At 67.6% G+C, this 26,282-nt stretch carries 28 protein-coding genes; 16 read left to right on the top strand and 12 right to left on the bottom strand.

What is annotated here, in order from left to right:
• Positions 1-3 precede the first annotated feature (3 nt).
• From ACFQ9K_RS24680 to ACFQ9K_RS24655, 6 genes are read left to right on the top strand one after another with little or no spacing between them, the layout of a single operon-like run.
• Positions 4-906, top strand: a complete 903-nt coding sequence (locus ACFQ9K_RS24680) for a hypothetical protein (protein ID WP_378725435.1) — start codon at positions 4-6, stop codon at positions 904-906.
• Positions 903-2,576, top strand: coding sequence for a fatty acid CoA ligase family protein (locus ACFQ9K_RS24675; protein ID WP_378725433.1), 1,674 nt, complete (start codon positions 903-905; stop codon positions 2,574-2,576). Before ACFQ9K_RS24680 ends, ACFQ9K_RS24675 begins: the two co-directional genes overlap by 4 nt.
• Positions 2,573-2,848 carry a hypothetical protein gene (locus tag ACFQ9K_RS24670; protein ID WP_378983652.1) on the top strand — a complete coding sequence of 92 codons (276 nt, stop codon included), beginning with the start codon at positions 2,573-2,575 and terminating at the stop codon, positions 2,846-2,848. Before ACFQ9K_RS24675 ends, ACFQ9K_RS24670 begins: the two co-directional genes overlap by 4 nt.
• Complete coding sequence (locus ACFQ9K_RS24665; RefSeq protein ID WP_378726423.1) at positions 2,845-3,891, top strand: NAD-dependent epimerase/dehydratase family protein; 1,047 nt, start codon at positions 2,845-2,847, stop codon at positions 3,889-3,891. The genes ACFQ9K_RS24670 and ACFQ9K_RS24665 overlap by 4 nt, the downstream gene beginning before the upstream one ends.
• A gap of 30 nt (positions 3,892-3,921) precedes the next feature.
• Complete coding sequence (locus ACFQ9K_RS24660; RefSeq protein ID WP_378726421.1) at positions 3,922-5,121, top strand: peptide synthetase; 1,200 nt, start codon at positions 3,922-3,924, stop codon at positions 5,119-5,121.
• The gene (locus tag ACFQ9K_RS24655; protein ID WP_378726419.1) at positions 5,118-7,232 is read left to right on the top strand and encodes an MMPL family transporter; all 2,115 of its coding nucleotides are present in this window, start codon (positions 5,118-5,120) and stop codon (positions 7,230-7,232) included. Before ACFQ9K_RS24660 ends, ACFQ9K_RS24655 begins: the two co-directional genes overlap by 4 nt.
• Positions 7,233-7,611: 379 nt before the next feature.
• On the opposite strand, the gene ACFQ9K_RS24650 is transcribed toward ACFQ9K_RS24655, so the two are convergent.
• A complete protein-coding gene (locus tag ACFQ9K_RS24650) occupies positions 7,612-8,631 on the bottom strand; it encodes an NAD(P)/FAD-dependent oxidoreductase (RefSeq protein ID WP_378726425.1) in 1,020 nt (339 codons plus the stop codon).
• A 79-nt stretch (positions 8,632-8,710) separates the two neighbouring features.
• Here ACFQ9K_RS24650 and ACFQ9K_RS24645 point away from each other — a divergent pair, with 79 nt between their 5' ends.
• Together ACFQ9K_RS24645 and ACFQ9K_RS24640 are read left to right on the top strand one after the other, a co-directional pair.
• Positions 8,711-9,301, top strand: coding sequence for a helix-turn-helix domain-containing protein (locus tag ACFQ9K_RS24645; RefSeq protein ID WP_378726417.1), 591 nt, complete (start codon positions 8,711-8,713; stop codon positions 9,299-9,301).
• A gap of 166 nt (positions 9,302-9,467) precedes the next feature.
• A complete protein-coding gene (locus ACFQ9K_RS24640; protein ID WP_378726415.1) occupies positions 9,468-10,220 on the top strand; it encodes a nucleotidyltransferase domain-containing protein in 753 nt (250 codons plus the stop codon).
• A 46-nt stretch (positions 10,221-10,266) separates the two neighbouring features.
• Here the strand turns inward: ACFQ9K_RS24640 and ACFQ9K_RS24635 are convergent, their stop codons facing one another.
• From ACFQ9K_RS24635 to ACFQ9K_RS24620, 4 genes are all read right to left on the bottom strand, one after another.
• Entirely contained in the window at positions 10,267-10,611 is a 345-nt protein-coding gene (locus ACFQ9K_RS24635; protein WP_378722665.1) for a hypothetical protein, read from the bottom strand.
• Complete coding sequence (rpmB, locus tag ACFQ9K_RS24630; RefSeq protein WP_378722667.1) at positions 10,608-10,832, bottom strand: 50S ribosomal protein L28; 225 nt, start codon at positions 10,830-10,832, stop codon at positions 10,608-10,610. Before rpmB ends, ACFQ9K_RS24635 begins: the two co-directional genes overlap by 4 nt.
• A gap of 205 nt (positions 10,833-11,037) precedes the next feature.
• Positions 11,038-11,643 carry a DNA-binding response regulator gene (locus tag ACFQ9K_RS24625; protein ID WP_378722668.1) on the bottom strand — a complete coding sequence of 202 codons (606 nt, stop codon included), beginning with the start codon at positions 11,641-11,643 and terminating at the stop codon, positions 11,038-11,040.
• A gap of 345 nt (positions 11,644-11,988) precedes the next feature.
• Positions 11,989-12,894, bottom strand: coding sequence for a LysR family transcriptional regulator (locus ACFQ9K_RS24620; protein ID WP_378722669.1), 906 nt, complete (start codon positions 12,892-12,894; stop codon positions 11,989-11,991).
• 145 nt (positions 12,895-13,039) lie between these two features.
• Here ACFQ9K_RS24620 and ACFQ9K_RS24615 point away from each other — a divergent pair, with 145 nt between their 5' ends.
• Positions 13,040-14,095: an AMP-binding protein gene (locus ACFQ9K_RS24615; protein WP_378722670.1), complete on the top strand. Its 1,056-nt coding sequence runs from the start codon at positions 13,040-13,042 to the stop codon at positions 14,093-14,095.
• Positions 14,095-15,456 (top strand): aldehyde dehydrogenase family protein, encoded by a 1,362-nt coding sequence (locus ACFQ9K_RS24610; protein WP_378722671.1) that lies wholly within the window; start codon positions 14,095-14,097, stop codon positions 15,454-15,456. Before ACFQ9K_RS24615 ends, ACFQ9K_RS24610 begins: the two co-directional genes overlap by 1 nt.
• A 25-nt stretch (positions 15,457-15,481) precedes the next feature.
• Here ACFQ9K_RS24610 and ACFQ9K_RS24605 read toward each other — a convergent pair whose 3' ends face one another.
• Positions 15,482-17,491, bottom strand: a complete 2,010-nt coding sequence (locus ACFQ9K_RS24605; RefSeq protein WP_378722672.1) for a TerD family protein — start codon at positions 17,489-17,491, stop codon at positions 15,482-15,484.
• Positions 17,492-17,639: 148 nt separating this feature from the next.
• Entirely contained in the window at positions 17,640-17,864 is a 225-nt protein-coding gene (locus ACFQ9K_RS24600; RefSeq protein ID WP_378983649.1) for a hypothetical protein, read from the bottom strand.
• Between the two features lie 330 nt (positions 17,865-18,194).
• Between ACFQ9K_RS24600 and ACFQ9K_RS24595 the strand changes: the two genes are divergently transcribed.
• From ACFQ9K_RS24595 to ACFQ9K_RS24580, 4 genes are read left to right on the top strand one after another with little or no spacing between them, the layout of a single operon-like run.
• Entirely contained in the window at positions 18,195-18,521 is a 327-nt protein-coding gene (locus ACFQ9K_RS24595; protein WP_378722674.1) for a hypothetical protein, read from the top strand.
• The gene (locus ACFQ9K_RS24590) at positions 18,487-19,014 is read left to right on the top strand and encodes a DUF6879 family protein (protein WP_378983646.1); all 528 of its coding nucleotides are present in this window, start codon (positions 18,487-18,489) and stop codon (positions 19,012-19,014) included. The genes ACFQ9K_RS24595 and ACFQ9K_RS24590 overlap by 35 nt, the downstream gene beginning before the upstream one ends.
• Complete coding sequence (locus ACFQ9K_RS24585; protein ID WP_378722677.1) at positions 19,011-19,853, top strand: helix-turn-helix domain-containing protein; 843 nt, start codon at positions 19,011-19,013, stop codon at positions 19,851-19,853. Before ACFQ9K_RS24590 ends, ACFQ9K_RS24585 begins: the two co-directional genes overlap by 4 nt.
• Positions 19,854-19,887: 34 nt before the next feature.
• Positions 19,888-20,517, top strand: coding sequence for a DUF5753 domain-containing protein (locus ACFQ9K_RS24580; protein WP_378722679.1), 630 nt, complete (start codon positions 19,888-19,890; stop codon positions 20,515-20,517).
• A gap of 518 nt (positions 20,518-21,035) precedes the next feature.
• Here the strand turns inward: ACFQ9K_RS24580 and ACFQ9K_RS24575 are convergent.
• From ACFQ9K_RS24575 to ACFQ9K_RS24560, 4 genes are all read right to left on the bottom strand, one after another.
• Positions 21,036-21,266 carry a ferredoxin gene (locus ACFQ9K_RS24575; RefSeq protein WP_378722680.1) on the bottom strand — a complete coding sequence of 77 codons (231 nt, stop codon included), beginning with the start codon at positions 21,264-21,266 and terminating at the stop codon, positions 21,036-21,038.
• Between the two features lie 12 nt (positions 21,267-21,278).
• Positions 21,279-22,481 (bottom strand): cytochrome P450, encoded by a 1,203-nt coding sequence (locus ACFQ9K_RS24570; protein ID WP_378722681.1) that lies wholly within the window; start codon positions 22,479-22,481, stop codon positions 21,279-21,281.
• 107 nt (positions 22,482-22,588) lie between these two features.
• Complete coding sequence (locus tag ACFQ9K_RS24565) at positions 22,589-23,185, bottom strand: TetR family transcriptional regulator (protein ID WP_378722682.1); 597 nt, start codon at positions 23,183-23,185, stop codon at positions 22,589-22,591.
• Positions 23,186-23,329: 144 nt separating this feature from the next.
• Entirely contained in the window at positions 23,330-24,226 is an 897-nt protein-coding gene (locus tag ACFQ9K_RS24560; RefSeq protein ID WP_378722683.1) for an alpha/beta hydrolase, read from the bottom strand.
• A gap of 634 nt (positions 24,227-24,860) precedes the next feature.
• Here ACFQ9K_RS24560 and ACFQ9K_RS24555 point away from each other — a divergent pair.
• A complete protein-coding gene (locus tag ACFQ9K_RS24555) occupies positions 24,861-25,064 on the top strand; it encodes a cold-shock protein (protein ID WP_069166293.1) in 204 nt (67 codons plus the stop codon).
• 60 nt (positions 25,065-25,124) lie between these two features.
• Here the strand turns inward: ACFQ9K_RS24555 and ACFQ9K_RS24550 are convergent, their stop codons facing one another.
• A complete protein-coding gene (locus tag ACFQ9K_RS24550) occupies positions 25,125-25,766 on the bottom strand; it encodes a TetR/AcrR family transcriptional regulator (RefSeq protein ID WP_378722685.1) in 642 nt (213 codons plus the stop codon).
• 112 nt (positions 25,767-25,878) lie between these two features.
• Here ACFQ9K_RS24550 and ACFQ9K_RS24545 point away from each other — a divergent pair, with 112 nt between their 5' ends.
• Positions 25,879-26,271: a hypothetical protein gene (locus ACFQ9K_RS24545; RefSeq protein WP_378722686.1), complete on the top strand. Its 393-nt coding sequence runs from the start codon at positions 25,879-25,881 to the stop codon at positions 26,269-26,271.
• The last annotated feature ends 11 nt before the right edge of the window (positions 26,272-26,282 follow it).

Here is a 26,282-nt window from a genome sequence, read left to right as displayed (position 1 = left end):
GCCATGGGCGTGCGCATCAAATCCGTCGGCATCAGCCGGGACACGCAAAGCAGTGTGGAGAACAGCGGCCGGGCCGCGAAGCAGAGCCTGGAGCGGGCCGGGGTCCGGCCCGACCAGGTCGGCGTGCTGATCAACGCGGGAGTCTTCCGGGACTCGAACACCGTCGAACCGGCCGTGTCCGCGCTGATCCAGAAGGCGGCGGGCATCGGCCTGGAGTACGCGAAGAACGACCCGCGGACCTTCTCCTTCGACCTGATGAACGGCGCGACCGGCGTGCTCAACGCCGTGCAGGTCGCCAGCTCGCTGCTGGCGACCGGCAGCGCCGAGCACGTGCTCATCGTGGCCGGCGACGGCCACCCGTCGATGACCCGCACCGCCGCCGCGGACGACTTCCCGTACGCCACTTCGGGAGCCGCGTTGCTGCTGGAGTACGTCGACGAGCCGGACGGCTTCGGCACGGTTCACACGGTCAACGGCGAGGGCACCCCGGCGGTCGAGGCCTATGTCGACACGGCCACCATGGGCAGCGTCGGCCGCGGTCTGATGACCGTCGACCGGGAGCCGGACTTCGAGGATCGGCTGCTGCGCGTCGCGACCGAGGCGGCCAAGGCCGCGCTCGCGGAGCATGCGGACCTGGCGGGCACGGCGCTCATCGCCTCGACGCCGACCGTGCAGTTCCCCACGCGGCTCGCGGATGTCCTTGGCATCGACCAGGATTCGGTGCGGACACCGGACCTGACCGACGGTGACCCGCACACCGCGTCGCTGCCGCAGGCCTACGACCGGGCCGTCATCGCGGACACGCTGCAGGATTTCACCCATGTGCTGTTCGTCGCGGCCGGCGCGGGCCCGTCGGCGGCGGCGGTGCTGTACCGGCTGCCCGCGCTCGCCGGGGCGGCTGCGTGACCTCGGCGACCTACTGGGCGGCCATCGACCGGTTCCGTGCGTTCGCGCGCACGGAACCGGATCGAGAGGCGGTCATCTTCCCCGACGGGACGGCGTCGAGCGACCTCCCGTCCTATCGGCATGTCACCTACCGTGAGCTCGACGACTGGTCCGAGGCCATCGCCGAGCGCCTCACCGCGGCCGGGGTCGGCTCGGGCACCCGCACCATCGTGCTGGTGCTGCCGAGCCCGGAGCTGTACGCGATCCTGTTCGGGCTGTTGAAGATCGGCGCCGTGCCCGTGGTGATCGACCCGGGCATGGGTCTGCGCAAGATGGTGCACTGCCTGCGCGCGGTCGAGGCGGAGGCGTTCATCGGGATCCCGCCCGCGCACGCCGTGCGGGTGTTGTTCCGGCGCAGCTTCCGCAGGGTGCGCACCACGGTCACCGTCGGCAAGCGCTGGTTCTGGCGCGGCGAACGACTGGCGGCGTGGGGCAGGACGCCGTCCGGCGCCGCGCCGCAGCGGACGCCCGCCCCCGCGGACGACGTGCTGGTCATCGGATTCACCACGGGCAGTACCGGACCCGCCAAGGCGGTCGAGCTGACCCACGGCAATCTGGCGTCGATGATCGACCAGGTGCACACCGCGCGCGGCGAGGTGGCGCCGGAGACCTCGCTGATCACGTTGCCGCTGGTCGGGATTCTCGACCTGCTGCTCGGATCCCGGTGCGTACTACCGCCGTTGATTCCGAGCAAGGTCGGTTCCACCGATCCGGCGCACGTCGCCCACGCGATCGAGAAGTTCGGGGTGCGGACCATGTTCGCCTCCCCGGCGCTGTTGATTCCCCTACTGCGCCATCTAGAGCGGCAGCCGGCCGAGCTGAAGACGTTGAGCAGCATCTATTCCGGTGGCGCGCCGGTGCCGGACTGGTGCATCGCCGGATTGCGCGAGGTGCTGGCCGAGGACGTGCAGATCTTCGCCGGCTACGGATCGACCGAGGCACTGCCGATGTCGCTCATCGAATCGCGGGAACTGTTCGGCGGTCTGGTGGAGCGCACGCATCGGGGCGAGGGCACCTGCATCGGCCGTCCCGCCGACAAGATCGACGCGCGGGTCATCGCGATCACCGATGCGGCGATCCCGGACTGGGCGCGGGTCGAGGAGCTGGCCGGTGAGCTCGAGAACTCGCGCGGTATCGGCGAACTCGTGGTCGCGGGCCCGAATGTCAGCACGCACTACTACTGGCCGGAGGAAGCCAACCGGCAGGGCAAGATCGTCGACGGCGACCGGATCTGGCACCGCACCGGCGATCTCGCCTGGATCGACGACGAAGGCCGAATCTGGTTCTGCGGGCGCAAGAGTCAGCGGGTGCAGACGGCCGACGGCCCGATGTTCACGGTTCAGGTCGAGCAGATCTTCAATACCGTGCCCGGCGTCGCCCGCACGGCCCTGGTCGGCGTGGGTGCGCGCGGCGCGCAACGGCCGGTGCTGTGTTTCGAGACGAAGCCCGAGGCCGACGGCGCAGCGGTCGGGGCCGCGCTGCGGGCCCGCGGACAGGAGTTCGAACTCACCCGCACGATCGCCGATTTCCTGAGCCATCCCGGGTTCCCGGTCGATATCCGGCACAACGCCAAGATCGGCCGCGAGCAGCTGGCCCCGTGGGCGGCCGAGCAGATCGGAACGCGCGGATGAGCGGGAAAACAACGGCCCTGCGGGCAATTCCGGTGCTCGGCTGGCTGTACCTGGCCGGCGGCGTCCTCGCCGTCGCGACGGATCGGGTGCCGGGCAACCGGCTGCTGCGCGCCGCGTGGTGGATCGACGCGTTCCTCAGCGTCGTCGTGCACGCGGCGCAGATCCGGCCCGCGCTGCGGGCGGCCGAGGGTTCGGGACGCTCCCCCGTCGAGACGGCCGTGCTGACGCAGATCTTCGGAATGACCTGGTGGCGAACGCAGGAGACGCGATGACAAAGGTATTGGTGACCGGCGCCTCCGGGTTCCTCGGCGGCGCGCTGGTCCGCAGGCTGGTGCGCGACGGCGAGCACGATGTCTCGATCCTGGTGCGGCGCACCAGCGACCTCACCGACCTCGGCGCGGACGTCGATCGGGTACAGCTGGTCTACGGCGATCTGACCGACCCGGCCTCGCTGGTCGCCGCGACCAACGGCGTTGACATCGTGTTCCACAGTGCCGCACGGGTGGACGAACGCGGGACCCGGGAACAGTTCTGGGCAGAGAACGTCCGGGCGACCGAACGCCTCCTCGACGCCGCGCGGCGCGGCGGCGCGTCGCGGTTCGTCTTCATCTCCAGCCCCAGCGCGTTGATGGCCTACGACGGCGGCGATCAGCTCGACATCGACGAGTCAGTGCCCTATCCGCGGCGCTACCTGAATCTCTACTCCGAGACCAAGGCCGCGGCCGAACGCGCCGTATTGGCCGCGAACACCGAGGGTTTCACCACCTGCGCGCTGCGCCCGCGGGCGATCTGGGGCGCCGGTGACCGGTCCGGTCCGATCGTGCGCCTGCTCGGCAAGACCGCCGCAGGGACGCTGCCGGACATCTCGTTCGGGCGCACCGTCTACGCCTCGCTGTGCCACGTCGACAACATCGTCGAAGCGTGCGTCGAGGCGGCGGCCTCGGCTGCGGTGGGCGGCAAGGCCTATTTCATCGCCGATGCCGAGCAGACCGATGTCTGGGAGTTCCTCGGTTCCGTCGCGACGGATCTCGGCTACGCGCCGCCGAGCCGCAGGCCGAACCCCAAGGTGATCAACGCCGTGGTGAACGTCATCGAAACCATCTGGCGCATACCGGCCGTCGCGACCCGCTGGTCGCCACCGCTGTCCCGCTACGCCGTCGCCCTGATGACGCGCAGCGCGACCTACGACACCACCGCCGCCACCCGCGATTTCGGCTACCGGCCGGTCGTCGATCGGGACACCGGGCTGGCCACCTTCCTCGCGTGGCTCGAAACCCAGGGCGGCGCAGCAGAACTGACCCGACATCTGCGCTGAGCACTCCCCCAGTCGTCACCGGAGGCCATCATGACCACAGACACCGTCTTCCGCCGGAAGATCTCGCCCACGGAGCGCCTGTACTTCTTCACCAGGGAGGTATCGCCGCCGTTCCTGATGCACATGGTCGTGCACGGCGTCGGCACCCTCGACCCCGACGTGGTGCAGCGCGCCGTCGACGTGGCGTCCGCGGCGAATCCGGGTGCGCGGCTGGTCCGCGACGGCAAGTACTGGGTGGACAGCGGCGTCTCGGCGCAGGTCCGGGTCGTGCCGGGGTGGACGCTCGACTACGCCACGCTGGAGAACGACGAGGTCCTGAACAGCCCGATCGGGCCCACCCCCGACCGGACCACCGAGGTGCTGCTGCTGACCGGTGAACACACCGCCGTGGTATTCCGTGTCTTCCACGGAGTGATGGACGGGATGGGCATGCGGATGTGGGTCGACGATGTACTGCGCGCGCTGCGCGGCGTGGCTCCGCTCGGCGCGCCCGACCCGATCTCCGACGCCGAGCTGGTGGCGCAGGTGGGGGCGCCGGGCAGGCAGACGCTGGTGCTGCCCACCTATCCGGCGCCCACCGGACGCGGTCGGCAGGATCCGGGGGCGTCGCGCTGGTTGTTGCGGCACCGGACCATTCACGCCACCGGCAAGGGCATGGTCGCGCGGGTCGCGGCGATCCTCGCCGCCGAGACGGGCGCGCGGTCCCGCTTCATGGTCCCGGTCGATCTGCGCAGGCACGATCCCGCGCTGCGCTCGAACGGAAACCTCGCGCTGCCACTGTTTCTCGACGTGGAGCCCGGCGACAGCTGGGAGACGGTCAGCGCCCGCATGCGCACCGGATTGCAGCAGAAGACCGAACTGAATCAGCTCGACAACGGCGGCCTGTCGAAATTCCCGCCCGCCGTGATCCGCGCCGTGCTGCGGGTCAGCAACTGGATCGGCGCCAGATTCAACCGGAACATGGTGTCGGCCACCGTGTCCCACATGGGCAAGTTCGACCTGGACGAGATGGCCGTGCCCGGGTGGACGCCGAGCACCATGCGGGTGCTGCCGCAGCACAGCGGGGCGATGCCACTGCTGTTCGGGATGATGGAATCGGGCGGAAAGATCGACCTGACGGTCTCGTGCCGCAACGGCGAAGGCATCGAGCCGCGGCTGGAGGCCCTGCTCGACAAGATCGCCGCCACGCTGGAAGCCGAGCTGGCGCCGCAAGATTCGCCGGTGCGATGACCGGCTGGGCTCGGTTCGTCCTCGCTCGGCCGCGCACGGTGCTGGCCGTGGTGGTCGGGGTGATGCTGCTGTTCGGGTTGCTCGGCCTGCACACCGCCGACAAGGTCAGCGCCGCCGGATTCAATGACCCGCACAGCGAGTCGGCGGCGGTCGATCGGCTGGTCCGCGACCACTTCGGCCCGCAGACACCCGACGCGGTCGCGCTCTACACCGCGCCCGCGGGCGAGAGCCTGGACGACATCGGCCCGCGCGTGCGGCAGTCGCTGGACCGGATCGATCCGGCCCTGCTCCAGCGCCCGATCGAAACCTATTGGAACAGCGTCCCGCCGCGGAAACAGTTCCTGAAGTCCGCCGACAACCGGCAGGCGCTGGCGGCGGTGTTCCTCGCCGGCGACGACAACCGGCGGGTCACCGCCTACCCGGATATCGAAGCGGCACTGAAGGTTCCGGGCATCGATACCAAGCTGTCCGGCTACAGCGCGCTCGCGACCCAGATCAACGGTCAGTCCCAGCACGATCTGGTGCGCGCCGAATCCATCTCGCTGCCACTGACCTTGCTCATCCTCGTGCTGGTGTTCGGCGGCCTGGTCGCGGCCTCGATGCCGGTCGCGGTCGGTGTGCTCGCCGTGCTCGGCGCGATGGGCACCATCCGGGTGCTCACCGAATTCACCGAGGTCAGCACGTTCGCGGTGAATATCGCCTCGCTGCTCGGGCTGGGCATGGCCATCGATTACGGGCTGTTCCTGGTGACCCGATTCCGGGAAGAACTCGCCGGTGGTCGCACCGTCGAGTCCGCCGTCGAACGCACCTGCGCCACCGCCGGCCGCACCGTCGCCTTCTCCGCCCTGCTGCTGATCTGCGCCTTCGCCGGAACATTCGTCTTCCCGCAGGCCGTGCTGCGCTCACTCGGCTTCGGCGCCATCGCCGCGGTCGCGCTCGCCGCCGGACTCTCGCTCACCGTGCTGCCCGCCATGCTCGCGCTGTTCGGTGCCCGAATCGGCAAGGCCGGCAACAAGAATCGCACCGAGCGAGGCTGGGGCCGGGTGGTGGACGCCGTGCTGCGCAGGCCCGGCCTCGTCGCCATCGTCGTCGGCGCGGTGCTGCTGGTCCTCGCCGTGCCGCTGACCGGCGCGAAACTCGGCGACATCGATCATCGCGCGTTGCCCGCGGGCGACGAAATGCGCACCACCGTCGAGGAACTCACCACCGGGTTCCCCGCCGCGAGCAGCGGCGTCACGGCGGTGCTGCAGGGCACCGACGGCCCGCCGCAGTCCGCCGCGGTCGACGCCGCGAGCACCGCGCTGAGTCACGTCGAGGGCGTCCGGCAGGTGCTACAGGTGGGCCGCGCCGATGATTTCGTCGTCTTCCACGCGTTCCTCACCGCCACCGACCGCAGCGAAACCGCCGCGGCCACCGTCCACGACCTCCGCGCCCTGACGCCTCCCGACGGCACCGTGCTGCGGATCGGCGGCGACACCGCCGCCACCGTCGACAGTGTCCGCTCCATCGTGCACGCCATGCCGTGGATGATCCTCGCCATGGTCACCGCGACCGTCCTGCTGCTCTTCGCGGCCTTCCGGTCGATCGTGTTGCCGCTCAAGGCCGTGCTGATGGCGTTTCTCAGCCTTGCCGCCACCTTCGGCGTGCTCACCTGGATCTTCGGCGACGGCCACCTCGCGGGCCTGCTCGGCGTCAGCCCCGGCCCGCTCGCCGCGGGCATGCTCGTCTTGATCATCGCGGTGGTCTTCGGCCTCTCCACCGACTACGAGGTCTTCCTCCTCTCCCGCATGGTCGAAGCGCACAACGCCGGTGCCGACACCGCGACCTCGGTCCGCGTCGGCACCGTGAAGACGGCCCGGGTGATCACCGCCGCCGCCACCCTGCTCGTCATCGTCACCGGCGCGTTCACCCTCTCGCCGCTGACCCCCATGCGCTTCCTCGGCCTAGGCATGATCATCGCCCTCCTGATCGACGCCACCCTCGTGCGCATGCTCCTGGTCCCCGCCCTCGTCGAACTCATGGGCGCGGCCAACTGGTGGACGCCGCTGCGCCGCCCGCGCCGAATCGCCGCCACCGTCGAACGCACAGCACAACCAGCGCCAATTCCGTGAATCATGCTGGGGCCCGGTCGAAGCGCAACACCGGATCCCGAAAACATCTGGAACATCGGTGAATATCTTGTCCGCCGAATATTTTTCATACCGATCAGTCGCCACGCCGCGATGAAGATTGCAATACCTTCGATCGCTCTCCAGGCTTAGCTCCCATGTCCGCCGCCTGCCCCTCCTGCTCCTGGCCATCGCCCATGCTTGTGTCCACCCACGGGGCGGTGCGCTATATGCGCTGTGTATGCGGCAGATTCCTGGTTTCGCACCAGGGCGGGGTGAATTCGGTGACCGGCCGGAGTGCTTGCAAGCCAGCTAAAGTTGCCGAACACCTCGAGCTGATTCCGATTCCCGAGGCGTAGCACTCCGCCGGTCATTCACCGGTTCACATACCGTGCCGACGATCGGCCGACACCAATTCGCTGACCCGCGCTTCGTTTTCGGCGGCGAACGGGTTTCGATATGCCGCCACGGCTCGTTCGGTGTCCTCGGTCACGAGGTCCGCGTTGATCTGCGCGGCCGCGAAAGCGCCTGCCGCAGCGGCCCCACCGACCTGCGCGGACAGATCGGTGACATTGCCCGCGACCCACACGCCGGGCACCTCGGCCCGGCCCATCGCGTCCGCGACGAGGTGCTCGCCGAGACCGGACGGGTGCTGGGTCGGCCGCAACCCGAGTCCGGCGAGGAAATCGGTGCGCGCCGACATCCGGCTCGTCACCGTGAGCGCCGCGCGATGGACCAGCCTGCCGTCGCGCATGCGCACGCCGACCAGTCGATCGTCGACGATCTCCACCGACGCCACCTCGCCGTTCACCACGGCGATGCCGCGCGCGGCGAACTGCTCCAGCTCCGCACCGCTCGGCGCCGGCATGGTGTGCGTGAAAAGGGTGATGTCCGCACTCCATTGACGGAACAGCAAGGTCTGGTGCACCGCCATCGGCCCGGTGCCGAGCACCCCGATCGCCTGATCGCGGACCTCCCAGCCGTGGCAATACGGGCAGTGCAACACATCTCGGCCCCACCGCTCGCGCAGGCCGGGAAGCTCCGGCAACTCGTCGACCAGTCCGGTGGTCACCAGCAGTCGCCGCGCGCGAACCGTCCGGCCGTCGGCCAGCGTCACGACGAATCCGTCGTCCGCGCGGGACACGGTCTCGACCGCACCGGAGACGACCGCTCCCCCGTATCCGCGCACCTCCGCCCGACCGCGTGCGACCAGCTCGCCCGGCGCCATCCCGTCCCTGGCCAGCAGCCCGTGCACGCCGCTCGCCGGGGCGTTGCGCGGCGCGCCCGCGTCGATCACCACCACCGACCGGCGCGCCCGCGCGAGCATCAGCGCCCCGCTCAATCCGGCCGCGCCGCCGCCGACCACCACCACGTCATAGCCGTCTTTCAGCTGTTCAGTCATCATGACCACCTCCACGACCACTCTGCGGGCATGTCCGGCGTATCGGCAAACTTTGTTGCCGATATGGCAAGCTGTGGGCATGGACGAAGACCTCGATCAGGCACTCGACGCGGTCGGGCCCCGGCTGCGCGCGCTGCGCAAGCAACGCGAAACCACGCTGGCCGCGTTGTCGGCAGCCACCGGCATCTCGGTGAGCACCCTGTCCCGGCTGGAATCCGGCGGGCGCCGCCCCACGCTCGAGCAACTGCTCCCGCTCGCCCGCGCGCACGGCGTCACCCTCGACGAACTCGTCGACGCCCCGCCCACCGGCGATCCGCGCATCCACCTGCGCCCGGTGGCCGCGAACGGCATGACCATCCTTCCGCTGACCCGCCGGGCCGGCGGCATCCAGGCCTACAAGATGGTGCTGCCGGCCAAGTCCAGCCGCACCGAGCCATCGCCGCAGACCCACGAGGGCTACGAGTGGCTCTACGTGCTCAACGGCAAGCTGCGGCTCGTGCTCGGCGAACGCGACCTCGTGCTCACCCCGGGCGAGGCCGCCGAATTCGACACCAGGGTGCCGCACTGGTTCGGCGCCGCGACCGCCGAATCCGTCGAATTCCTCAGCCTTTTCGGCAAGCAGGGCGAACGCGCGCACCTCCGTGCCCGGCCCAGACAGCCGGATAAGTAGTGGTCAGAAAATGGTTCGAGATCGTCACCGGCAGTGGGCACCATCCGATGTCATGGAGTGATGACCGATGCCGAGTGCGCCCGCCGAATAGCGCTGCCGCAGTAGCGGTTCGAGCGTCCGGCGGTGCTGCCCGCATCCGTCATCACTCCTGCGACCTAGGACACTCATGCCCGACGAAACCTTCCTGCAGCACGTCACCGACCGGTTGGCCACCATCCCCGGCGTCCGAGCGGTCACGCTCGGCGGCTCGCGCGCCCAGGGCACGCACACCCCGGACAGCGACTGGGACCTCGCCATCTACTACCGGGACACCCTCGACCCCGCCGACCTCCGCGAACTCGGTTGGCCCGGTGAGGTTTCCGAACTCGGCGGCTGGGGCGGCGGCGTCTTCAACGGCGGCGCCTGGTTCACCATCGAGGACCGCCAGGTCGACGTGCACTATCGCGATCTCGACGTCGTCGAACACGAACTCGCCGAAGCCGGACAGGGCCGGTTCCATTGGGAACCGCTGATGTTCCATCTGGCCGGGATCCCCAGCTACCTCGTCGTCGCCGAACTGGCCATCAACCAGGTGCTGCACGGCGCCCTGCCCCGCCCCGACTACCCCCGGGCGCTACGCGCGACCGCGCCACCGGTTTGGCAGAGCCGCGCCGCGCTGACCTTGCAGTACGCCGAGCACGCCTACGCCACCCGCGGCCAGCGCGCCGAAGTGGCGGCGTCCCTGGTCATCGCCGCGATGCAGACCGCCCACGCGGTCCTGGCCGCTCGCGGCGAATGGACCACCAACGAGAAGCGGCTGCTGGACCGAGCCGGACTCCGCGACATCGACACCATCGTCAGTGGACTCGACTCGGACCCGAAGTCGTTGACCGAGGCCATCATCGAGACCGAGGCACTGCTCGCCAGCGCGATGAACTGAACCGCGCGCCCGCTCCTCGGCAGGACTGCCGAGGAGCGGGCGGGTCTCAGTGCGGCCGCAGCCGGCTTTGCAGTCGCGGGCTGTGGTGTCCGTATCCCGGCTGATTGAGCACTGCGACAACGAAATCGGTGGGCAGCAGCCTGCGTCCGAGCCGGGATTCGAGACACCCGACGCACAGAATGCTGTCCGCCGCCGCCGCGGCGCTTGCCCATACCGAGTCGTGCACCGTGTACCACTCATCCGGGCCGTCGATGGGCGCGGTTGCCACTCCGCATTCGTGGCACGGGAATTCATCGCGCTCGTCATGCCGCGCGGCGATGGAGCGATCGCCGATGCCGTTCAGCCACATCAGCAATCGATGCAGCGAGTCCGGAATAGCCTGCGCTGTCATCGCTTGGCGCGGCGCTGCACTCTGCCTTTCTTTATGCACGAGGTACACACCTTCATTCGCACGGGCGCACCGTCTTTCACGGCTCGTACGGATTGGATATTCGGATCGAACCGGCGGCTCGTCCGGCCCTTCACGTACCGCTGCTGCGCACGGCGGCCAGCGCGCGCCACCTGCTTTCCGAAGCTCGGCTTCTTGCCGCAGACGTCACAATGGGCGGACATCGTCTCTCCTGTTCTCCGAAGGGGTTGCCGTCGGCGTCGGTGGTCACTGGCATTGTTGATGGTCGCCGCGAACCGTGCGGCGCGGCCGAGCCGCGGGGTCGGCCCTGGATAGGGGCACTGAACAGCGCGAATAGCGTTCGTTCCGGCAGTCGCCGGTCACCGGATCGATGCGGATCGCACGGCATTCCGTGCAGAGTGCACTGCTTCAGATCCAGCCGCGGTCGGTGGCGATCCGGATCGCCTCGATGCGGTTGCGCGCGCCCACCTTGTGCTTGATGGCGGCCAGGTTGTTGCGCATCGTGCCCGGCGAAAGATGCAGCGCCGCGGCGATTTCGGCGGGCGTGCGGCCGCGCGCGGCCAGCCGGAGGATGTCGACGTCGCGGGCGTTGAGCGGATTGCCCGGTCCGTGCAGCGCCTCGGTGACCGCCCGCGGGTCCAGTACCCGGTCGCCGTGCGCGACCCTGCGCACGGTGTCGGTCAGCGCGTCGATCGATGCGCCCTTGCTCACGAACCCCTCCACCTGCGCGGCGAGCGCGGCCCTGAGTACGTCGGGCCGGTCCGGGGTCGTCACGATGATCACCCGGCAGTCCGGCAGCACCGACTTCAACCGTGCGCCTGCCGAAATCCCGTCCAGCCCTGCGAGTTCCGCGTCCAGCAGCGCCACGTTCGGCCGGGTGCGCCGCGCGCTCGCCAGCACCTCGGTGCCCAACTCCACCTGCGCGACCACCTGTATCCCCGGCACGCCGGACAGGACAGCGGCCACCGCCTCGCGGGGGAGCCGTTGACCCCCGGCGATCAGCACTCGAATCATGAGCGTATTCCTTGTCGGCGAATGCCGAATACACTGCGCCCGTCGACGTCACGCGACCGCCCGCGCGCACCGCGCCGATCTGCCCGGAACTCGGTACCGGGGTCGGGCAGCGGAATATGCGACGGGCAAGGCCAGGCCACGTGCGTCAACTGCGCACAGGGGCAGGAAAGGTACAACGAATATCCCAGGCCATGGGGAGCGGCCGTCCACAAACTGACCCGAGCACGCCTCAGCGGCTCACGGTGTCAGTGCCGGAACGACGACTCCTAAGCGTTTGGGATAGGTCATCACCTCAGAACTCGATGGAAGCCGGACGCGGTTCGCGCCCCGCGAAACGCCATCACCCTACGACCGGCCTCCGCCGCGCGCCAACCTATTTTCGCTCAGCTGCTCGATCATCAGGTCGCGGAACCGGCGCGCCGCGTGGGACAGATAGGCGTCGTCGCGCCAGACGAGCCGCAGCGTGCGGTAGCTGTCCGGGCTGTTCAGCCGCACCCAGCCGACCTCGGGATGGGTACCGACACGCAGCGACATCGCCGGGATCAGGCCGATGCCGAGCCCGGCGCTGACCAGGTACTGCACCGCCGCGAGCTCGTCTCCTTCCACGACGACGTTCGGGACCAGGCCGGCCGCGGCGAACAGCTGATCGGTGAGCGCGCGCTGCCAATATCCGGTGCGGGTGGTGACGATCGGCTCGCCCGCCAGCGCAGCGACCGGGACATCGCCGCGGCCGGCCAACGGATGCGCGGCAGGCACGGCCAGCAGGACAGGCTCGCGGGCCAGCTCGACCGTGTGCAGGTCGGGGCCGGTGAGCGGCTGGGACGCGAGGCACAGATCGACCTCGCGCGCGGCGAGCTGCTGCACCATCCGTTCGGCGGTGGACTGGTAGAGCTGGATCTCGACTCCGGGATAGCGGGCGCGGAAGCCGGGCAGGAACTCGGTGAGCGAGAGCAGCGTCTCCGACGCGACCGCGACCAGGCCCTGCTCCAGGCCGGCGGCATCAGCCAATTCCCTACGCGCGTCGTCGATTTCGGCGAGGGCGTGGGATATCCGGCGCAGGAAGGCGGCGCCGAATCGGTTCAACCGGATCTGGCGGCCCTGCCGGTCGAACAGCTGCACACCGAGTTCGGCCTCCAGGCGGGCGATCGTCCGGCTGATCGACGGTTGCGCGACGCGCAGCTCCGCGGCGGCGCGGCTGATGTGCTCGTGGCGCGCGACCACTTGGAAATAGCGCAGGGCCAGCAGGTCCACGCCGACCACCCCCTCATAACCGTCATGGCATCAATTCATGAGCATTTCGGTCTTGGACGCTATCACCCGTCCGATTCTAACGTTGGTCGTGCCGCCGTCGAGTGCGTGCTTTCCGAGCGATAGTTGTTCTGCGAGAGGATGTTCCATGCCCCAGCAAGAATCCGGCGCGTTCGTGCGGGCGATGATGCGCTGGCACTTCAGCGAGCAGACCGGTTCGCCGTTCTGGTTGGCCCGGGCCAAGACCCTGGATTTCGATCCGCTGGTCGACGTCCGCGGCTTCGACGATCTCGCCCGGTTTCCCAATGTCGTCGACGAATTGCGCGACATCGAGGTTCGCGACCTGATTCCGCGCGGCTGTGACGACCGCGCGGTGCGCGTATTCGAAAGCGGCGGCACCACCGGGCAACCGAAGCGGGTGGTGTTCACCGCGGACTGGGAACGTAGCGCCGCGGTCTGGCTCGGCGAGCGCTTCGACGCGCTCGGCATCTCCCGGGACGCCGACTGGCTCAGTGCGATTCCGAGCGGACCGCACGGTGTCGGCGCGACGATCGCCGGCCTGTGCCGCGCGCGGGGCAACCTGAACTTCACCATCGATCTGGACCCGCGCTGGGTGAAGCGACTGATCGCCGACGGGCACGGCGACCAGGCCGAGGCCTACACCGACCATCTGATCGAGCAGATCGGTCACGTCCTGCGCGGCCAGGAGGTCGGCGTGTTCGTCTGCACCCCGCCGCTGCTGGAACGGCTGGCGCGGCACGACGATCTGGTCGACCTGGTCGATCGTAAGGTCCGCACGATCATCTGGGGTGGCGCGCATCTGGACGCCGATACCAGGAACCTCCTGCGCTGGGAGGTCTTCCCGCACGCCGACCTGGTCGGAATGTACGGCAGCACAATGATACTCGGCGCGGCGATCGAACGTCCCGGCCTGCGGGACGACGAGCCGTGCGTATTCGACACGTTCGCCCCGTACACCACCTTCCGGATCGTCGACCCCGACACCGGGCACGTTGTTCCGTACGGCGAACGAGGTCAGGTCGTGATGCATCATCTGAGCAAGGCGGCACTGCTGGTCAACAACGCCGAACGCGACCATGGCGTGCGAATGGCCGCGCCGACAGCGGGTTTCGGGGATTCCGTCGCCGACGTCGCGCCGGTCGCCGCCTTCGGCGGTGCGGCCGTGATCGAGGGGGTGTACTGATGCTCCAGCTCGATGCGCTCGGCCCCACCGGCCCGTACCGCGCACGCAAGCAGGAGACCATCCGGGACCGCACCGGAAACCCTTTCGCCACACTGAGTCTCGTGCCCCAGCTCTACGTCACGCGGGCGATGCGCGCCATGCACCGGTCGTCCCCCGTCCCCGTCGATGAACGGATCGCGGCGATCGCGCGGGCGGGCCGCGCATTCGCGACCGAACGGGTCGCCGGCCAGACCGCCGACGAATACCAGCGCACGGTCAGCGCGGTCGCCGGCCTGCCGATCACCGTGGTGCGCCGGGCAACCGAGGACATCGAGCGCGCCGCGGCGCACGCCTATCACACCGTGCAGAACGCGCGCCCGACCGGTGCGGTCGGCGAGTGGCGGGACCCGTCCACCCGTGCGGGCCGGGCGGTGTGGACCCGGCGCGGCGAGGTCTTCGCCGTGCATGCCGCAGGCAATCACCCTGCGGTGCACCAGGGTTGGCTGGAACCCCTCGCCCTCGGGTATCGCGTCGCGGTGCGTCCGTCACGCCGGGAGCCATTCACCCCGCACCGACTGATCAGCGCACTGCGCGCGGCCGGATTCGGCGACGACCAGGTCATGCTGCTGCCCACCGATCACGATGCGGCCGACGAGATCCTGCGCCTGGCCGACCTCGGCATGGTCTACGGCGGTGACGACGTGGTCGCCAAATACGCGGGCAGCCCCGGCATCCTGCCCCAGGGACCGGGACGTTCCAAGATCCTGCTGACCGCGGACACCGACTGGACCGCCGCCCTCGACACCATCGTCGAATCCGTCAGCGGCGGTGCAGGTGTCGGATGTGTCAACGCCACCGCAGTGCTCGTGGAAGGCGATCCCACCCCGGTAGCCGCCGCGCTCGCCGAACGCCTCGCCGCCCTCCCCAGCCTGCCCGCACACGACGAACGAGCGGTCCTCCCCGTCTACCCGCTCGAAGCCGCCCGCCGGTGGGAAGCCCACCTGCTCGAGCGGGCCACAGGCACCAAACCCTGGCTCGGCGGCACCGGAATCGTCGACGACCTGGGCGACGGCAGCGCCGTCCTCCGCCCCGCCGTCCACCAGGTAGACACACCCCTCGCCGACCAGATCACCGCCGAACTCCCCTTCCCCTGCGTCTGGATCGCCCCCTGGACCCCCACCACCGGCCTCACCCCCCTACGCGACACCCTCGTCCTCACCACCCCGACCACCGACCCCCACCTCATCGACAACCTCATCAACGACCCCACCATCAGCAACCTCCACCTAGGCAACCACCCCACCAACTCCCGCACCCCCGGCCTCCCCCACGACAGCTACCTGGCCGACTTCCTCATGCGAACCAAAACCGTCCTCCGCTGACGACCGTGTCACCCGCCATCGGCATCTACTTACCCTGGCCGACCAAATCTGTTGGTAATGAATTGATCCCGCCATCCTGAGGCATCACCTCGGATTGTTTCGGCGCCGCAGGGACCCATCCGCGCAGCGGCTGCACCACCGATCCATAGAACGCGTCGGTCGCCGACTTCACACTGGCGATGAAGCTGGCTGCGGTCCCGGATCGCCGGTTGCCCATCGGGAAGTTCTGCTCCAGTACGAACGACACGATCGGACCCGTTCGACCCGCCGTCAGCACCTTCGGGTTCGCACGCACCGTTGCGAGGAGTTCGCACGCTTCGGTGCCGCGTTCCGCAAAAACCACTTCGACCTGTAGGTCGTCCGGTGCGTCGTCGAGTTGCCTGATCAGCCAGGACAATCGGCGACCAGAGGTGCCCTCGTTCGGTGCGTCGAGGGTGGTGCGACAGCGAATCTTGTTGGTGCGCACATCGGCGACCACCACCAGGTCGCCTGCGGTGTCGGGGATCCGGAGCACCGCCTCGAATGTTCCATCGGTAGCTAGCCGTTCGGCCACGGCAGCACTGCGGGCGGCCGGATCGGCACGGTGGCGGCGGGGCAGCACATGGTTGACGGTCGCGCCGAGCTGAGCGGTCAGCCGCAGCGCGAGGTGCCGGGACAGCGACACCCAGGTGTCGGCGACGGCCAGCGCCTTCTGATCGCCCGCGCGCAAGGTTCCGGCCGTCACCGAGTCCCGGACCGCGACCCAATGTCGGCCCATGTCAACGAATTCCGAGGCACCCGAGCGTGGGCAGTCGAGATAGCGCAGGAATTCACTCAGAATCCAGGCGTGCAGGTCCTCTTCGATACCGCCGTGCGAGAGCAACATTCGTGCCTCGTGCGCCACCTCGGACCACGACAGATGCCGCAGTGCGACCTTGGCGAGCTTGCGCCGATCGACCTCGACCGGAAGTTCGCCGGGGCCGGCCGGAACATCGTTGGACAGGCTGACCACCACGTCGTACTTCTTCCTGCGCGCCACATCGAGGTAGTTCTCCAACTGTTCCCGCCGCAGCTTGCCGTTGCCGGTCTTGACCTCGAGCAGCCCGGTCCACACCCGGTTGCCGCGCGCCACCTTGAGCACCGCATCCGGAACAACCTTCGAATCACCACGTTCGAACGGCACCTCGACATACCCCTCGAACGCCCCGACCGGTGCACCGATCCGCGCACATATCGCCCGTGCGAACGGGCGCACGGCCTGCATCGTGGCAATCAGAGCCGATGTCGCACGCCGCTCTTGCTCTTCGCCGGCACCGACCCCGATCACCGAGAACAGCGGAACGCGCTGCCAGGTATCGAGCTCGGCAAGCTTGAACTCCATCGGCTTTGCCTTTTTCAATGCCCGCTTGGTGGTGCGTACTCCGCGGTTCCGTACCGGAGGGGCAGCGTGTTCGCGCGGCGGTGGTGCGGAGACAGTCGGTTCCGGACGCACCGATGGCGCCTCGACCGGCTCCTGCTCGACGTCCTCGTCCACCTCGACGCCGAAGTGCGTCGCCAACCCGGCCAGACCTGACTCCCACCCCTGCCCCACCGCGCGGACCTTCCACTCACGGCCGCGCCGGTACACCTCACCGAAGACGAACGCCGACTCCGTGGTCGCATCGGCGGTGGTGTACTCCGCCAGCGAGTGTCCCGCAGCATCAACGACTTTCAACGTCAGCTTGCCGAGTTCGCCGAACGTACCGATACCGAGGCTGCCGACAAGCGCCACGGTATGAACCGACTCGGAGACCGCCGACAAGTCGACCGCGATCCGCGCCTGCGCGCCCTCCTCGGTGGCGCTCATCCCGAGGAAACGTACCGCCCCGTCCACCGATTCCGGCTGGTTGTAGAAGACGAAATCGCCGTCACACCTGACCTTCCCGTCCGCCCCCAGCAGCAGCGCCGACCCATCGACCTCGATCTCCGACTCGGTCCACCCGATCACCACGTCGATGTGCACGACATCATCCGGCAACGACAGATTCTGTCCTTTGCTCAGCATCGGAGACGTCACAGCGACCACCCTTCTCGCGGTTCGACACGCCCGATGAGTCTCCCAACCAGGACATTCGATGTCTGTCCCCCGAACACTCGACACCCGCGCCACCGCTTCGGACCGGCGGATCAGCGTGTGACGGAGCATGTGTGGCCCTCCCCTGAGTTCACGCACCGTCTCCGAGAAACGGCGACGCATACGACCGCGCATAGGTGTAGTGCGGCGACACGGTGATCACGTCACACACCCGCACCACCCGCTCCGGCACCTTTCCCCCGAAATGCTCCGCACTGGGCACCACAACCGCCTCGGCCCCCACAGCGCGAATCACGTTCAGCAGGCGATCAACCGGCTCGTCGGTCTCCGCACCGAACACCACCGTCTTCGCCACCTCATATCCCAACCGCTTTGCCAGACTGCGCATCTGAGTCTCATGCCAAGGCTGCGAGAAGCCGGACACATCGCGCCGCAGATACCCGATCGCCTTAGGTCGACTCACCGTTTCACCCCATTCGACTCGCTGTTGGCCGGCAGCTCGGAACCGGGTTGACCGGCACCAGTCCCAAGCGCCGCTTACGACGTTAGGAAGATCGACGATGGCGGGTCCAGCACATTGCACGATCGTGCACCAAACTCATTTCTCCACTACAGAACCGGTATCGGTGGACGATAATGGTTCCATCGAAAGCATGATCCTGCACGAGCCAAAGGAGAACGCATCATGCGGTTACGGTTCCTTGGTAAAGGCGGTAGCACGAACAACGGTTGCCCTTCGCTGTTCGCCACCGACCAAGACAGCTATGTGGTGATGGGCTGGAAGACCGAACGCCCCGAGACTGTTGAAATCCCGCACCTCCTAACAGGGTTCGCTGAGCCGAAGACGTTCATCGGAGCCGCGCTCGGCGACACCGGACGGGGCACTTTCACTCTCACCGGCCGGCCGATCACCGATCGCGAGACGTTGAGTCAGCTGCAACTTGCCGACGATGAGGTAGCGGTCGAAGTACCCAAGCGTGAAAGGACGTTCTACGGTGCAGCTGGTAGGTGACGATGGATTCAGGGACTTACTACGATCCTGCAAACGCGAAGCTTTCCATCTGGAAGTGCTCGACTCCTATGCCGAACCGCATGAGCACGAACCGCTTCGCCGTTTTCTCGATGGCGAGCCAGACGACTATGCCTGGTTCCGACCGTGGATGAATATCGTGCAGGAAACCACGGACCGCGGAGTAGCAGTCACCCGAACTCGGATCGTGTCGGTGCCCCACACCGACTACACGAGGTTCTCGCTGGCCGTCGCTGAACTCAACATTCAGGCCGGGGAGGATATCCGCTACCTGCCGCGCCATGTGGCCGAAGATGTACCACCAGACGACTTCTGGCTGTTCGACGACGAACTGGTGATCTTCTCGGCGTTCGGCCCGTCCCGCGCGTGGTCCGGCGCGGTGACCGTCGACGCAACCATTGCGGGCTATTGCCACAGGATGAAGGAACAGTTCTGGGCACTGTCCGTGCCGTATTCGGAGTACATCACGGCGTGACCGATTCCATACAGCAGCAACGTGAATCCCTCGGAGCACGGCTTCGGGAGATGCGTGTTGCCGCAAGCGTCTCCGGCGCCGAGCTCGCCCGCCGCAACGCATGGCATCCGAGCAAAGTCTCGAAAATCGAATACGGGAGGATCAAGCCGTCGCGCGCGGACATCACGGCGTATTGCCGCGACTGCGACGCCAACAACCAGTTGGCAGATCTCCTCGCAACTCGGCACAACATTGATTCCGCATACATGGAGTGGCGGAAGATTCTCGGCACCGGAACCAAACGGCGCCAACAAGCATCAGTCAAATGGGAAGCCGAAGCCCGGGTTCTGCGGTGGTACGAGCCTGTACTCATACCTGGCCTTCTCCAGACCGCCGACTACGCGACGGGCATACTCCGGAAGGTCATCGACTTCCACCGTGTCCCTGATGACCTCGACGAAGGCGTGTCCAAACGCATGGAACGCCAACGCGTTCTGTATCAGCGGGATCATCTGTTCCACTTCGTCATCGCCGAACAGGCGCTGTACACCACCGTCGGAGACAACCAAACGATGATCGGCCAGCTGGACCGACTCATCGCCATTCAGGGAATGTCCAGGGTAACCCTGGGAATCGTGCCCTGCACGGCACCATTCGAGACCGCAACGACAAGCTTTGTCATGTTCGACACCAAGATGGTCCTGGTCGAGGGAATCACGGCTGAACTCAGCATTACTCAGCCGAGGGAAATCGGAATCTATCACCGAACGTTCGACATTCTCGTCAAACAGTCGGTAACCGGAGATCCCGCTCGAGCGCTCATCGGCAAGGCACTCGAACACAGACGCGCCATCAGCTAGATCTCAAAGTACCTATGCCCGAGAGGATGTCACGGTGCAGCAGCAGGAAAGTCATGAGTGGCGAGACGTGCTCGGTACCGGCCTGGAACGCCGTCAGCAGCGATCTATCGAGCTCGAAGCCGAAACCACCGAACTGCGCGTCTACCAGACACAGATCGTACCCGGTCTGCTCCAGACAGCAGAGTACGCGGAGGCGCTGATGCGCAGACTGGTCGACTTCTATCGGATACCCGACGACATCGAACGGGGTGTTGCCGCCCGGATGGCACGGCAACGCGTCCTCCATCAGTCCGGTCATCAATTCAACTTTCTCATCGCCGAACAGTCGTTGTACTCAACCGTGGGCGGGGAGAACGTGATGTGCGACCAACTCGATAGATTGGCGTCGACTCTCAGCATGCCCCGCATCAGGCTGGAAGTCATACCGGCCGCAGCTGAGGTGTACACAATCTCGACCAGTTTTGTCATGTTCGATGACCGCACGGTGATGGTGGAGGGCACAGCCGCCGAACTCACCATTACCCAACCGCGGGAGATAGCCATCTATCGGCGCGCGTTCGACACGATCTCGAAGCAAGCCGTGACCGGCGTCGAGGCTCGAGCTCTGATCATGTCGGCCATCGAACATCGACGCGGCGCCGAATCGCAGCCGCCTATCTCGTGATCCAGGCGGTGTCGCCTTCGGCGGGAGTTGGGCGGGATGCGGCAAGCGGTCATTGCCCGTAGGAGAGGCGGAGGTTCGCGAAGAGTAGGTGGTTGAGGCGGCGGCGGAGGTGGCCGGTTTTGCTTTGGTCGGGCGGGGCGGTGGGGGTGCAAAGGGTGAAGTTCAGGAGGGTTTCGGCGGAGTCGGTGGGGGCCAGGTGGAAGCGGATCTGGTCGTCGGGTCTGGTGGGCCAGAGGGAGGACCAAATGACTCGGTGGGGTTTTTCGGCGGCCAGCACCGTGGGGTCGACTTCGTCGGGGAGGAGGTCCAGCCAGGGGCGGGACTGGGGGCGGCGGGGGTGGGTGAGGGATTCCCAGACGATGTGGGGTGGGGTGGGGCGGGGAGGCGGCGGGTTCTCGAGCCGAACTCGATCATCCTTGCAGCGTAGGGCGGCGAACGCGGGTCTGGCGACACCGCGCGGAGGTCGGTTGCGGATAGGTGAAAGCGGGTAGAGCCCCTGCGACGAGGGGCTCTACCGTTCACTGCTCGGGGCTGAGGATTTCTCCGGTGTCGGCCGCGCGAATGAGGATCGCCTCGATCGGGCAGGATTCGGCGGCATCGATGAGCAGGTCGTCGGGCTGGACGACCTCGGCGATCGGACTGGAGCGGCCGTCGACGAGGGTGAAGTGCTCGGGGGCCAGGCCGGTGCACATGCCGGAGCCGAGGCAGGCGCCACGATCCACTTCGACCCGCCACTTCTGTTCTGCCATAACAGTTTCCCCTTACCAGCTGACGGGAAGCGCCTTCGGCCCACGGACCAGCAGGCCGGTCTTCCACGGTACTTCCTCGAACGGGACCGCGAGGTGCAGTGTCGGGAAGCGTTGCAGCAGTGAGCCTAACGCGACCTGTAGCTCCAGTCTGGCGAGTTGGGCGCCGAGGCAGTGATGAATGCCGTGACCGAACGCCATGTGCGGGTTGTTGTTTCGGGTGAGATCGAGCTCTTCGGCGTTCTCGAAGACGCTCTCGTCGCGGTTGGCGGCCTGGGTGTTGACGATCACCGACTCCCCCGCGCGCACGGTGACGTCACCCAGCACCACGTCCTCGGTGGCCACCCGGGCGAAGGACCCGCCGGAGCCGAGCTGGACGTAGCGCAGCAACTCCTCGACCGCGCCGGGCAGCAGCTCCGGCCGGCCGCGCAGCAATTCCCAGTGCCGCGGCTCGCTGAGCAGGACATAGGTGAAGTTGGCGATCTGGTTGGCGGTGGTCTCATGACCCGCGATCAGCAGACCGATCCCCATGTTGACCAGCTCGTCCTCGGTGAGCCGGTCGTCGTTGTCGCGGGCGGCGACCAGCGCGGCGAGCAGGTCGTCGGTGGGCTCGGCCCGGCGCTGCGCCACCAACTCGGCGAGGTACTGCTCGAGCGAGGCGCGTGCCGCGTCGATCTGCTCGGGGGTGTGCGCGGTGGTGGACAGCACGGTGTCGGAGAAGTCGCGGAAGCGGTGCTGGTCCTCGGTGGGTACGCCGAGCATCTCGCAGATCACGGTGACCGGCAGCGGCAGCGCGAGACCCTGCACCAGATCGGCGACCGGGCCGGATGATTCGATCTCGGTCAGCCGCTCGTCCACGATCTGCTGGGCACGCGGACGGAGCTGCTCGACCCGGCGGCTGGTGAACGCCTTGGCGACCAGCTTGCGCAGCCTGCTGTGTTCGGGCGCGTCCATGTTGAGCATCGAGTTCTGCCGCGCCGGGCCCGGCGTGGTGCGCGGAATGTCTTCGCGGTCAACGGTTACCGCGCGACTGAACCGCGGGTCGGCGAGCACCAGCTTGGCGTCCGCGTAGCGGGTGACCAGCCAGCCCTCGCCGCCGTAGGGCAGCTGGACGCGCGAGGTCGGCTCCTCGCGGCGCAGCTTGGCGAAGAGCGGATCCATGTCCAGGCGGATGGGTTCACCGAAAGGGTATTGGCGCACCTCGGTTTTCACGGTCATGCGAGTCTCCCTTGGCCGACGCTCAGTGGCGCGGTAGCGATGTAAGCAATTGCTTACAACACTTCATGTTAGGGAGGTCACAATGCCCCGTCAACGGTCGGATTCCGTTACGGCGGCGGGAAATTCACGTCCGTCCTGGGCAGCAACGCCTGGGCGGCCTTCAGCACATGCCGGGCAACCGTGGCCGAATCCGCGCTGGCCAGCGGCTCTCTGCGGTGCACGGTGCGCAGCAGCCCGATGCCGAGCAACCAGGCGAGCAGCAGATCGGCACACAGCTCGCTATCGGGGTCGTCGCCGAGCGAGGACATCGCTCGCACGTACTCGTCGCCCAGCTCGCGGCGGATCGCCGAGGCCCCCTCGTCGTGTCCGCTGGACCGCAGCGCGGCCTGCAACCAATGCTCCTGCCCCACCGAACCGCTCGGCTCGAGTATTCCGCCGAGCAGCCTGCCCAGCAGTCCTTCGACCGGCCCCTCCGCCAGTCTGCGCCGTCCCTGATCCGCGATCGCCGCCCGGAACAGTTCGTCCTTGTTGCCGAAGTACCGGAACAGCAACGCCTGGTTCACCCCGGCCCGCGTCGCGATGTCGCGCACCGTCGCCCGTTCGTAGCCGCGCTCGGCGAACAGCTCCTGCGCCGCCGTCAGAATCGCGGCGCTGGTGGCGGCCGAATCCCGTTTGCGGCTGACCGTTTCGTTCTCGCTGGACATGCATCCTCCGGTTGCCGAATCTCCGGGAGAGCAGCGTAAAGCAGGCAACCGATCCTTCGCTGACACCGGCCGCGGCGGGCGAGCGAACGGGCCACGGCTGACGCTAAGGATTGTCTACTTTGCCCGTTCTGGCGAGGTCGGCGGTCACGCGCCGAGCGCACCGGCCAGCAGCGGCCAGGAATCGTGCAGGTCCGTCTCGAACTGTCCCCAGGTATGCGCGCCCTCAGGCCGGTTGACGTGCACCGCGGGCACTCCGAGCTGATCGAGCCGACCGGCGAACGCGGCCGTGCACGCGCTCGCGATGGCTTCGATCGGCGGAAAGGCCAGTCCGCCTTCGTCGATCGCGCCGGGAGTGCCGGTCGCGGCGGACAGGTAGATCGTTTTCCCGGCCAGCGCAGCGGCATTGGCGAACGCGTCGTGCGCTCGCCAGATCGCGTCCCCCGGCGCGCCCCACATGTTCGCGGTGTTGCCCCCGCCGCGCACGACCTGGGCGCTGACCATCGCGACGCCGAGCGCGTCAGCGGTCCACGGACATCCGCTGTAGGCGGCGACGGCGCGATACACGTCGGGCGCCTGGATCGCGAGGTCGACCGCGGAACCCGCGCTCATCGACACCCCGGCGATGGCGTTGCGTCCGGTGCTGCCGAGTTGCGCGTCGAGCACGCCGGGAAGTTCGCGCGTGAGATAGGTCAGCCAGCGGTTGCGGCCGACCATCGGGTCGTCGGCGAGCCAGTCGGTGTAGAGACTGTACGCACCGCCCACCGGCATCACCACGTTGACGTGCTTGTCCGCGAAGAACTCCCGCACGTCGGTGTCGTCCCACCAGGAGATGCCGTCGGTCCCGCCGCCGATCCCGGTGAGCAGATACAGCGTGGGCGCCGGGCCACCCGCGGCCCGGATCACCCGGTTGGTCACCACCCGATCCATCGCCGGCGAGTAGACGTCCAGCCGCGCGACCGACCCGCCCAGCGAGGACTCTTCGACCACTCTGGCGCCGGACGGGGCCGACGCGGCCGAGCCGATGGACAAGGCCGAAACCATCACCGCACCGACCAGCGAAACCAAAAACCTTGAAGCCGCCACTATTTCGTAGTACCGCCGCATGATCGGCCCGAAACCCGAAGGCGAAGACCAAGATTCGGGTCTTGACAAGGCCGCCCGTTCCGCGCTGCCGTCCGCGCTCGCCGAAACCCGAGCGCGACACATCGTGGCCGACACCATGACAAATTTGATCGTACCCAATTTCTGGCGAGAAATCTCAGCGAGCTGGACACCCAGGAAATTAGCGCGTATAAGCAGCCCGAAACCCGCACCGCGCGACAATTTTCCTGCCGTGAAAATTCGCCACCGTCGCTCGCGCCCGAACTAAACCCCGATTTCGGTGAACAAATCACACTCAATGCCGCACCGCCTGGCGGATCCGGCGGCGCGCCGAAGGATCGACCCAGGTTGTCGGCGGAGCCGCCCACCCGCGATCCGCCGGAAAAAGGTAGGCTGACGCGGCGCTAGTGCTGTCGGCAGCAGATCGGCCGAGCAGTGAGCGGAGAATGCTTTTGCACACATTCCGCTCGCCCGCGTTAACCATGCGGCCAGCGCGCATGGAATGCTGTCCACTGAGTCCGTAATTTTGCAACATTTCTGTGGACTGAAACATCACTGAGTACAAGGAGAAAATATGACACAGGGCGTCGTCAAGTGGTTCAACGCGGAGAAGGGGTTCGGCTTCATCGCGCAGGACGGCGGCGGTCCCGACGTCTTCGTCCACTACTCGGCTCTCGGCGGGTCCGGGTTCAAGTCCCTCGATGAGGGACAGCGTGTGGAGTTCGAGGTCGGCCAGGGCCAGAAGGGTCCGCAGGCCACGGACGTCCGCGCCATCTGATCAGGCCGGATTGACGCTCCTCCCACCGTTCGGGTGGGAGGGGCACACCTGCACGACTCCTCACATGCCGCGATCGATCATGTCCAGTATCCGCTGTCCCATGGCGTCGAGCTGATCGTCCGGCATGGATCGCAATGGCCCGTCGATGGCCAGGAACGCCAGCCCGTGCACGGCCGACCAGGCCAGATACTCTGCGCCCGGCCTGCGTTCGGCGGGCAGGCTCCCGGTATCGACCATCTCGTCGAGCGCGTCTCCGAGAAGCTCTATGCCGGATCGACCGGTAGGGCCCGCCGCTTCCGGTGAGCCCGTCGCGGTGTCATCGCGCCCGATGGTGAACGCGGTGCGGAACAGCCCGGGTTCGGTCCGGGCGAATCGCAGATAGCCGAGGCCGACACCGCGGAACCGCTGCCGCGCCGCCACCGCGGGATCGTCGCTGAGCGTCAGACCTTCCTGCTCGGCCGCCATCATGGTCGCCATCTGCGCCAGCGCCGCGCTCGCCACCGCGCCGACGAGCGCGTTGCGGTCGGCGAAATGGGTGTACGCGGCGTTCGGCGCGACGCCGGCCTGCCGGGCCGCCTCCCGCAACACGATCGCGTCCGGGCCGCCGCCGGCCCGCGCCAGGCGCAACCCCGCCTCGATCAGCGCCGGCTTCAACGCACCATGCCGATAGGTCGTGCGACGCGCGGCTTGCGGACCAGTCATGACACCCCTAGTTGTGATTCGCCTCACACGATCTGTACGGCATCCAGATTACGTTCTACGTTCTGTACGCCGTTCAGATTAGTGGAACGGACACATCTACCGAGGACGACTCATGGACCCCATCAAGCTGTTCACCGCGATCGCGCTGATCTCCCTGCCCACCGTGATGTTCGGCGGGGTCATGGCGCTGCGCCTGCTCGCCGCGCAGAAGCTGACCGAGTACCAGCGCACCTACTTCCGGGCCGGTCACGCGCACGCCGGCGTGCTGCTGGTGATGACCTTGGCGACGCTGGCGATCCTGGCGGACACCGGATTCGGCGACGGCGTGCGGTGGGTGGTGTGCACGCTGCTCGCCGTCGGGGTGATCGCGCAGTCCGGTGGCATGTTCCTCAATCTCGCGGTCGGCACGCCGGGCAAGTGGTCGGTCGCGAACACGGTGAGCGCGCTCGGCGGTGTGCTGCTCGCGATCGCGATGCTCACCACCGCGTACGGCGTGCTGGCCTGACGGGTCGCCGG

This window comes from Nocardia sp. NPDC056564 (genome assembly GCF_042793755.1).
Classification (GTDB): Bacteria; Actinomycetota; Actinomycetes; order Mycobacteriales; family Mycobacteriaceae; genus Nocardia.
This window is presented reverse-complemented; position numbering and strand designations above follow the sequence as displayed.